The sequence below is a fragment of the Lentibacillus juripiscarius genome, from assembly GCF_042685205.1.
Classification (GTDB): Bacteria; Bacillota; Bacilli; order Bacillales; family Amphibacillaceae; genus Lentibacillus; species Lentibacillus juripiscarius.
Genome location: NZ_JBHUNA010000007.1, coordinates 159420 through 167994, shown reverse-complemented (window position 1 = coordinate 167994; position 8575 = coordinate 159420). Strand labels below are relative to the sequence as shown.

At 44.9% G+C, this 8575-nt stretch carries 9 protein-coding genes, 2 tRNA genes and 1 rRNA gene; 11 read left to right on the top strand and 1 reads right to left on the bottom strand.

Translation table 11 applies throughout. From position 1 onward, the window contains the following. The 11 genes from ACFSUO_RS04880 to tsaD all read left to right on the top strand — a co-directional run. Positions 1 to 108 (top strand): 23S ribosomal RNA (locus ACFSUO_RS04880); the annotation flags it as partial. A 176-nt stretch (positions 109 to 284) separates the two neighbouring features. Next, positions 285 to 361: transfer RNA gene (locus tag ACFSUO_RS04875), tRNA-Met, on the top strand. Positions 362 to 505: 144 nt separating this feature from the next. Then, a tRNA-Asp gene (locus ACFSUO_RS04870) sits at positions 506 to 582 on the top strand. 903 nt (positions 583 to 1485) lie between these two features. After that, a complete protein-coding gene (locus ACFSUO_RS04865; RefSeq protein WP_382391637.1) occupies positions 1486 to 1701 on the top strand; it encodes a hypothetical protein in 216 nt (71 codons plus the stop codon). Between the two features lie 33 nt (positions 1702 to 1734). Next, complete coding sequence (locus tag ACFSUO_RS04860) at positions 1735 to 1950, top strand: hypothetical protein (protein ID WP_382391635.1); 216 nt, start codon at positions 1735 to 1737, stop codon at positions 1948 to 1950. A 33-nt stretch (positions 1951 to 1983) separates the two neighbouring features. Continuing rightward, a complete protein-coding gene (locus ACFSUO_RS04855) occupies positions 1984 to 2115 on the top strand; it encodes a hypothetical protein (RefSeq protein WP_382391633.1) in 132 nt (43 codons plus the stop codon). Between the two features lie 381 nt (positions 2116 to 2496). Beyond that, complete coding sequence (gene thiL, locus ACFSUO_RS04850; protein WP_382391631.1) at positions 2497 to 3471, top strand: thiamine-phosphate kinase; 975 nt, start codon at positions 2497 to 2499, stop codon at positions 3469 to 3471. A 4-nt stretch (positions 3472 to 3475) separates the two neighbouring features. Further along, on the top strand, positions 3476 to 3937 hold the full coding sequence (tsaE, locus tag ACFSUO_RS04845; protein ID WP_382391629.1) for a tRNA (adenosine(37)-N6)-threonylcarbamoyltransferase complex ATPase subunit type 1 TsaE: 462 nt from the start codon (positions 3476 to 3478) through the stop codon (positions 3935 to 3937). Between the two features lie 13 nt (positions 3938 to 3950). After that, entirely contained in the window at positions 3951 to 4661 is a 711-nt protein-coding gene (tsaB, locus tag ACFSUO_RS04840; protein ID WP_382391627.1) for a tRNA (adenosine(37)-N6)-threonylcarbamoyltransferase complex dimerization subunit type 1 TsaB, read from the top strand. Beyond that, a complete protein-coding gene (gene rimI / locus ACFSUO_RS04835) occupies positions 4654 to 5103 on the top strand; it encodes a ribosomal protein S18-alanine N-acetyltransferase (RefSeq protein ID WP_382391625.1) in 450 nt (149 codons plus the stop codon). The genes tsaB and rimI overlap by 8 nt, the downstream gene beginning before the upstream one ends. After that, entirely contained in the window at positions 5100 to 6116 is a 1017-nt protein-coding gene (gene tsaD / locus ACFSUO_RS04830) for a tRNA (adenosine(37)-N6)-threonylcarbamoyltransferase complex transferase subunit TsaD (protein WP_382391623.1), read from the top strand. The genes rimI and tsaD overlap by 4 nt, the downstream gene beginning before the upstream one ends. A gap of 426 nt (positions 6117 to 6542) precedes the next feature. On the opposite strand, the gene ACFSUO_RS04825 is transcribed toward tsaD, so the two are convergent. Continuing rightward, positions 6543 to 8456: an ABC-F family ATP-binding cassette domain-containing protein gene (locus tag ACFSUO_RS04825; RefSeq protein WP_382391621.1), complete on the bottom strand. Its 1914-nt coding sequence runs from the start codon at positions 8454 to 8456 to the stop codon at positions 6543 to 6545. Positions 8457 to 8575: the final 119 nt, after the last annotated feature.

The window sequence follows — 8575 nt, the reverse complement described above, 5'->3', positions numbered from 1 at the left end:
ACTTCGAGTGAGTAAGATCCCTCATAGACGATGAGGTTGATAGGTCCGGGGTGGAAGCGTGGTGACACGTGTAGCTGACGGATACTAATCGATCGAGGACTTAACTAATCATTATGTCGTTTGAACAACGCTCTTATTTAGTTTTTAGGGTGCAAATAAAAAATTTGCATTTTAGGATACAAAGGTGTATCATAGAATATGTGTCTTGTTTTGTACCTTCTATAAATAATCAGCAATAGATTGAAGTACAGTATAGGAAAAAGTTAGATTAATTTTCTTTATACCGCGGGGTGGAGCAGTCTGGTAGCTCGTCGGGCTCATAACCCGAAGGTCGCAAGTTCAAATCTTGCCCCCGCAACCAAAATCATTTAACTAACAGCGTTAGAAAACAGCTGTGTTAATTAAATATAAGTCACGTTTTGGAGCGCAACTAAAATAATTTAATGAACAATATTGAATAACATCCACACCGGCTGATGGCAGCTGGGAATTAAACCCAATATTGGGTCCGGTAGTTCAGTTGGTTAGAATGCCTGCCTGTCACGCAGGAGGTCGCGGGTTCGAGTCCCGTCCGGACCGCCATGCTAAATGCTAACATGCTTTCCAGGTTATGGGAAACATGTTTTTTTAATGTGAAAACGTATGTCAATGATGTTTAAACAGATTAAAAAGGCCATGTACTATATTATAAAAAGAATACATAATGCAGGAGACCGTTTCGAATGATAAAGAAACGGTTTTGTTATAATGTCACAAATTAAAAACGACCTTATAATTATGTGTTCTCATGTCTTGTCATACACCGCGATAAATGAAAACCAGCACTAAAGTCTATAGTTTTCGTACAAAAGTTTTTATCACGTATTAATGGGCTGTAAAACCCATCTCTAAATGTGGGAAGGCCAGAAATGTGAAGGTGGGGGGAACAGATAGCTTGGCCCGATAATAACGTGACGTCCTCGAAAAGGCTAAATCACTTTTTCTTCGTGTGATGCATTGCTACCGAGGCTATGCGTCCGCATGCTAGGTTTGCGGCGTCCTGTCGCAACGCCTGTATTAAAACGACCTGTGCACTGATTGAAGTTTGTCTATATGTGCGTGTTTAAAAAGGAGGATAAAAAGGACTGGCAGGCTAGCTCGTCACGTCTTGTGACAACGCCTGCACTAGCACGTCCTGTGCGTCGAAAGTTCGAGGCAGCGTAGCTTTGAGTAGCGGACTTCCACAGGATGTGGTGAGTTCTGCGTTGCCCACAGGATTGGCATCGGAATCAACCGATTTCGGGTAAGGATCGACCAAAAAGGTATGAGAATCAACCGTTGTGTACGAAGAATCGACCGTTTGGCATCGGAATCAACCGTTTTCAGGTAAGAATCGACCAAAAAGGTATAAGAATCAACCGTTGTGTACGAAGAATCGGCCGTTCGGCGTAGGAACCAACCGATTTCAGGTAAGAATCGACCGAAAAGGTATGAGAATCAACCGTTGTGTACGAAGAATCGGCCGTTCGGCGTAGGAATCAACCGATTTCGGGTAAGAATCGACCGAAAAGGTATGAGAATCAACCGTTGTGTACGAAGAATCGGCCGTTCGGCATCGGAATCAACCGTTTTCAGGTAAGAATCGACCGAAAAGGTATGAGAATCAACCGTTGTGAGCGAAGAATCGACCGTTCGGCATCGGAATCAACCGACTTCGGGTAAGAATCGACCGAAAAGGTATGAGAATCAACCGTTGTGAGCGAAGAATCGACCGTTCGGCATCGGAATCAACCGATTTCGGGTAAGAATCGACCAAAAAGGTATGAGAATCAACCGTTGTGTACGAAGAATCGACCGTTCGGCGTAGGAATCAACCGAATTCGGGTAAGAATCGACCGAAAAGGTATGAGAATCAACCGTTGTGAGCGAAGAATCGACCGTTCGGCATCGGAATCAACCGATTTCGGGTAAGAATCGACCAAAAAGGTATGAGAATCAACCGTTGTGAGCGAAGAATCAACCGTTCGCATCGGAATCAACCGTTTTCAGGTAAGAATCGACCGAAAAGGTATGAGAATCAACCGTTGTGAGCGAAGAATCGACCGTTCGGCATCGGAATCAACCGTTTTCAGGTAAGAATCGACCAAAAAGGTATGAGAATCAACCGTTGTGTACGAAGAATCGACCGTTCGGATCGGAATCCAAGAATCGGCCGAAAAAGGGCGGTTTTAGCAGAAGGTCCTTATTTCAATTAATACATGAGTAACGGAAAGATGTGTCATTTTTACAGGATTTTTTGAACAACCTCTATATGTCTTGTTTTTTCTTTTTGCTCTCTTTTTGCTATTATTAAATTAATCAGCTTTAAAAATATAGAAGAGTTACTTATGTATTGTATTCTCTTGTATCAGTGGTTTCGGCTATTTTATTAGTGATTCTGGCCAATTTATCGATGATTTCCTCACTTTTACCATCGATATGGATGAGCTGACAGTAATTAAAGTATGGTGATGAATTATGGATGAGTTTGCATTTATTAATCAGGTTAAACAATCGGTGTACAGGCAGCCATCGCTCGTGAAAGGTGTGGGAGATGATGCGGCTGTTTTTCGTCAGCCGTCACAGGATATCGTTACAGCTGCTGATACATTAGTGGAAGGTGTCCATTTCTCCAGAGCAATTATGGATCCGTTTCATATTGGTTACCGATCACTTGCAGCTAATGTAAGTGATATTGCTGCAATGGGGGCGGCGCCTGCCTTCTATTTAGTGTCAATTGTGATTCCTGATTCCTGTTCTGATGAGGAATTGAATGGGATTTACCAAGGCTTATCTTCCGCAGCATCTGTTCATCACATGGATTTGATTGGCGGTGACACGGTTTCCGGCAGTGAATTGTCTATTGCTGTTACAGCAATCGGATTTGTGCAAAAGGAAAAGGCGCGGTTCCGGAGTCTAGCCCAGCCCGGTGACATTTTGTTTGTGACAGGAACGTTGGGGGGTGCTGCGGCCGGTTTTCATATGCTGAACAGCGATAAGTATTATATAGACAGGACGTATTATGAAAATAAACACCGTATGCCGTATATTAGATCGGACTTCGCCTGTCAGTTAGAATCGCTTAACCGAGTTACTTTGAATGATATCAGTGACGGAATAGCTAATGAAGCGAATGAGATTGCCGACGCCTCACACGTCACGCTGACAATTGAGGAAGAACGGATTCCGGTCCGTGCTTCATTTGCTCAGTTTACAGCTGAAGAACAGCATGACTGGAAATTATATGGCGGCGAAGATTTTGAATTGCTTGGATCTGTTTCGGAGGATGAGTGGGATGAACTGAAAACGATTGCTGAAAGAACGGAAACGCCGCTGACGAAAATTGGCTATGTTGATTCGGCCGTGAAAAAAGGTCACCAAGTTATTTTAATCGATCACACGAATAAACCAGTACAATTATTGAAAAAGGGGTACACCCATCGGAATAGGTGATTAAATGAGTGATTTTCAATTAACAACATACACGGATGGGGAAACGCAGCACGTTGCCGAAAAATTGGCTCCGCTTATGCGTCCGGGTGATGTTATTACGCTGGAGGGGGACCTTGGAGCAGGGAAAACAACGTTCGCAAAGGGAATAGCACGGGGTCTTGGCGTGAAGCGTAACGTAAACAGTCCGACGTTTACCATTATTAAAGAATACGAAGGTGAGCTTCCTTTTTATCATATGGATGTTTACCGCCTTGAGGACACGGATGAGGATATTGGTTTTGACGAGTATTTTAATGGTGATGGTGTTTGTGTCGTTGAATGGGCGCATTTTATCGAGGAATTTCTCCCTGAGTCTTACTTGGCCATATCCATTTCTTACGCGGATGAACATTCACGTGTGCTGACATTTTCTCCCGGGAATGAACATTATAAATCGATTGCAGCCGAATTGACCGGTGAATGGTAAGGAGTTACTGCTAATGAACATACTAGCGATGGATACATCAAATCAGGCGATGGGTGTTGCGGTTTCGAAAGACGGACAGCCGCTGGGGGAACTATCGACAAATATAAAGAAAAATCATTCGGTGCGGCTGATGCTGGCCATTGACCATTTGATGCGTGAAGTAAATATGGCGCCCACCGATCTGGATAAAATTGTGGCCGCCAAAGGCCCGGGCTCCTATACAGGGGTGCGTATCGGCCTCATGACAGCAAAATCAATGGCATGGTCCCTTGATATTCCCATTACAGGGGTTTCCAGTCTGGAAGTGCTTGCCTGGCAGGGACGTTTTTATCATTCCTATATATGTCCTTTTTTCGATGCGCGACGCGGTCTTGTTTACACAGGGTTGTACCGGTGGACGCAAGGGAAACTCGAAGCGGCTGCCACAGAGCGGAATACGGTAATGGAAGACTGGTTGCGTGAATTGGCAGCCATGAATCAAAGTGTATTGTTTCTAAGTCCTGACATCCAATTGCATCAGGAGAATATTCGGCAGCAGATGGGGCACAAGGCCATCATACCGGCAGCGGGCACCTCGCACTTGGCCAGCCCTGTTCATTTGGCACTAGCAGGCCAGCAGAAACCAGCTGATGACACACATACGCTGTCCCCCAATTATTTGCGTCTGGCAGAAGCAGAAGCAAAATGGCTGCAAAAACAGAAGGACGACAGAGAAAATGGCTGAGCTGATGATACGCAAAGTAGACAGGACGGATATTGATGGTGTGATGGAAGTGGAGCGGTTGTCGTTTTCCGTTCCGTGGCCAAAGGATATAATGGTGCAAGAGCTGGCCGAAAACACGCATGCACATTACTTTGGCATGTTTGTGGACGGGAAGATGGTCGGATATGCTGGCATGTGGCATGTTATTGATGACGCGCAAATTACAACCATTGCTGTCATTCCGGACTTCCGCGGACAGAAATTAGGAGAGAAATTATTTTTGTATGTGATGCAAGAAGCGGTCCGGATGGGGGCGAAACGTCTGTCACTGGAAGTACGTGTCTCGAATGTTGCTGCTCAGCGCATGTACAGGAAATTTGGGCTTGTTCCGGGTGGCGTCCGCAAAAATTATTATACGGATAACCAGGAAGATGCCATTGTAATGTGGGTGAATTTATCATGAATGGAAAAAACGATACATATATACTTGGAATCGAAACTAGCTGTGATGAAACGGCGGCTGCAATCGTTAAAAATGGCCAGGAGATTGTTTCCAATGTCGTTGCATCCCAGATTGACAGCCATAAACGATTTGGTGGTGTTGTCCCTGAAATTGCATCACGGCACCATGTGGAACAAATGACGGTGGTTCTTGAACAAACGTTTGAACAAGCTGGCATGGACTGGGATGATGTGGATGCTGTCGCCGTCACCGAAGGCCCTGGTCTCGTTGGTGCATTACTGGTTGGTGTCAACGCCGCTAAAGCACTGGCATTCGCTAGGCAAAAGCCGCTTGTCGGTGTGCATCATATAGCCGGCCACATTTATGCCAATCGATTTCAGTCTGAATTTGAGTTCCCGCTTTTGGCATTGATTGTTTCCGGCGGCCACACTGAATTGGTGCTTATGCATGAACATGGCTCATATGAACTGATTGGGGAAACGCGTGATGACGCAGCGGGTGAGGCGTATGACAAGGTTGCACGTGTGCTGGAGCTTCCATACCCCGGCGGACCACAAATTGACAAGCTTGCTGCAGAGGGGGAGGAATCAATTGCATTTCCGCGAGCATGGCTGGGTGAAGATAGTTATGACTTTAGCTTCAGCGGGCTGAAATCATCTGTTATAAACACTATCCACAATGCTGCCCAGCGCGGAGAATCCTTCCGCAAAGAAGATATTGCCGCCAGTTTTCAGGCAAGTGTGGTCGATGTCCTGACAGCGAAAACGTGGAAGGCAGCGCAGGCGTATCAGGCAAGGCAGGTTATTGTTGCCGGCGGTGTTGCAGCGAACGGCGGTTTAAGAAGTGCGCTTACTGCCAAATTTGATGGTTCCGGCATTCCGCTCTTGATCCCGCCGTTAAAGCTATGTACCGATAATGCCGCGATGATTGCTGCGGCAGGGTTTGTCAATTATGAACACGGTAAACGGTCCGGGTGGGATTTAAATGCAAATCCCTCCCTGCCGTTAAAATAAATCCACAGGGTCCAATACGGACCTGTGGATATTTTTTGCGAAAGCAGGTGTCGCGCAATGTGCATACGCGGACAAAAAATGTGGATAACCCGGGGTTTATCTGTGGATATTGTTAATAACTTTTATAATAGCTGAAATTAAGGGTGTTCATATGTGAATAGAACTGTGGATAAAATAATCCCGCATGACTGTAGCATCACACGGGATTGTTTTTTCTTAAAAGATTAGAAAGTATAAAATTTGCCGGGATATATTTTTATTACAAAATAAGTCACATCCGGCTCCAGCGCCCAGCGACTAGCGTGACTTCCTTCACCTCCGTACGATAAGTCAACAGCGATTCGCTTTCGCTCATCGTGTTTCCTTTATCTCCTGCGGTTCAGTCCAGTCCGTACGTCGCTAAACGGGCGCTTGCACCTTAGTACTTCATTCCTGCAGTTCTGTCCATTCTTCCATCAGCGTGTCGATTTTCTGTTTTAGCTGGTTCGTTTCTTCGGTCAGCTGCATTGCTTTTTCATGATCCTCATAGATATCCGGATCGGTCATTTTTTGTTCGAGGGCCGCGAGTTCCGTTTCGTGCTGTTCGATCATTTCTTCGAGTTCTTGAATGCGGCGCTCTATTTTCCGTCTTTCCCGCTGTTCTTGTTTATTTTCGTGGAACTGGGTTTTTCTCTGCTCCTGTGCCGGTCCAGTTTCTTCGGACTGCGTGAGTTTTTGTATTTCGGCCTCTTCCTGTTTCTTTTCCATGTAGTAGTCGTAATTACCTAAATAGATTGTTGCATCGGTATGCTGCATTTCCACAATTTTGTCGGCCAGTTTATTAATGAAATACCGATCATGGGAAACGAATAGAATCGTTCCCGGAAAGTCCATCAACGCAGCTTCAAGTACCTCTTTACTGTCAATGTCCAAATGGTTGGTCGGTTCGTCAAGAATAAGGAAGTTGGCGTTTTGCATCATCAGCCTTGCCATTGACAGCCGTGCCTTTTCACCACCACTAAGGGAATGGACAGGCTTTTTGACATCGTCACCCGAAAACAAAAAGTTTCCCAAAACGGTGCGGATGTCTTTCTCATCTATATCGGGATATTCATCCCACAATTGGTCCAGCACTGTTTTGGATGGCGTCAGCTGCTTTTGTTCCTGATCGTAGTAACCGATTTGAACATTAGTGCCTATTTGGATATTGCCTGCTGACGGGACCAGTGCTCCAGTAATCGTTTTTAACAGGGTTGTTTTTCCGACGCCGTTCGGACCGGTTAAGGCAATTCGTTCGCCGCGGCTGGCATGTACAGTGATATTTTGAAAGATGGCTTCATCGCCATATTGAAATGCCAGTTCGTCAATTTTCAGGACGTCGTTTCCGCTTGCACGGTTAATCCGGAATGAAAAGGAAGCTGATTTCTCGTCACCTTTTGGCTTTTCTATACGTTCCATTTTGGCCAGCTGTTTCCGCCGGCTTTGTGCGCGTTTTGTGGTGGACGCACGAACGATATTTTTTTGGATGAAATCTTCCATCTTCTTTATTTCTGATTGTTGCTTTTCATATTCTTTCATTTCCTGCTCATAATCGATAGCCCGCTGTTTCAAGTAATGACTGTAATTCCCGTTGTATTTCTTTGACCTGTTCCGTGAAATTTCATATACAATCGATGAGGTCTTATCCAGAAAGTACCGGTCGTGTGAAACGATGGCGATTGCACCTGGGTAGCTAGCTAAAAACTGTTCGAGCCAAGTCATTGTGGCAATGTCCAAATGGTTGGTCGGTTCGTCCAATATTAATAGATCAGGCTTTTTTAACAGCAGTTTTCCGAGTGCAAGGCGTGACTTCTGGCCACCGCTCAGTTTATTGACAAGGGTGTCAAATGGGATGTTATGGAAATTTAGACCTGTCAGAACGGATTTGATGCTTGCTTCGTATTCATATCCGCCATTTTCGGCGAATAGCTGCTGTTTTTTGTCGTAATCGTTCAGCAGCTGTTCATACGTTGCATCAGTTAGCGAGGCTGCCTGTTTCATTTTTTGTTCAAGTTCTCTCAATTCCTGTTGTTGCATTAGCAAATCATCAAAAACGTCCAGCATTTCATCCCATATGGTTTTGTCTGATTCCAGGCTGCTGTGCTGAGTCAGGTAGCCGATGGACGCATTTTTTGGTTTGAACAGATCTCCTTCATCATACGAAAGTTCTCCGGCCATAATCTTTAAGAGTGTTGATTTCCCGGCGCCATTTCTGCCGACAATGGCGATTCGGTCATTTGTTTGTATCTCCAGTTTTATATTCGCCAAAATTTCATCAGCTCCAAATGACTTGGATACGTCATTCAGCTGCATCACTATCATGTTAGTTCACCTCATCCTTCTTAAGTGTATCGTATCATGAATGAATAGGAAAATGATATTGTGAAACGCATCACGACTTCTTTATGCTTTTCTGATAGAATAGGTACTGAACCATAAAC

Coding starts and splice junctions, on each gene's coding strand:
- thiL (WP_382391631.1), top strand. CDS start 2,497: ATGGATGAGTTTGCATTTATTAATCAGGTTAAACAATCGGTGTACAGG.
- tsaB (WP_382391627.1), top strand. CDS start 3,951: ATGAACATACTAGCGATGGATACATCAAATCAGGCGATGGGTGTTGCG.
- tsaD (WP_382391623.1), top strand. CDS start 5,100: ATGAATGGAAAAAACGATACATATATACTTGGAATCGAAACTAGCTGT.
- ACFSUO_RS04825 (WP_382391621.1), bottom strand. CDS start 8,456: ATGATAGTGATGCAGCTGAATGACGTATCCAAGTCATTTGGAGCTGAT.
- rimI (WP_382391625.1), top strand. CDS start 4,654: ATGGCTGAGCTGATGATACGCAAAGTAGACAGGACGGATATTGATGGT.
- tsaE (WP_382391629.1), top strand. CDS start 3,476: ATGAGTGATTTTCAATTAACAACATACACGGATGGGGAAACGCAGCAC.